The 244-nt window shown below is 68.0% G+C and carries 1 protein-coding gene; it reads left to right on the top strand.

The genetic code is table 11. From position 1 onward, the window contains the following. Positions 1-244, top strand: a 244-nt coding sequence (locus CQ12_RS35225) for a DUF2155 domain-containing protein (protein ID WP_157088688.1), incomplete at both ends; no start/stop codon positions are given.

Raw genomic sequence — 244 nt, 5'->3', positions numbered from 1 at the left:
CGCCAACACCGACGCCTTTGTCGAGGTCGATGAGATCACGCTGCAGGGCGAAGTGAAGCGGATCTTCTCGGGCTGGATGTTCGCCGCCAGCCCCGGCCTGCATGGCGTCGAGCATCCGGTCTACGATATCTGGCTGACGGACTGCAAAGGCCCCGACCAGACCATCGTCAGCGCGCAGCCCGATCCGGCCAAGGCGACCGCACCGCCGCCGGCCGCGCAGAAGCGGCCACCGCAGCCGAAGCAG

Source organism: Bradyrhizobium jicamae, assembly GCF_001440395.1.
GTDB lineage: Bacteria > Pseudomonadota > Alphaproteobacteria > Rhizobiales > Xanthobacteraceae > Bradyrhizobium > Bradyrhizobium jicamae.
Note: the sequence above shows the minus strand (reverse complement) of the source record. Positions and strands in the feature narration are given on the sequence as shown.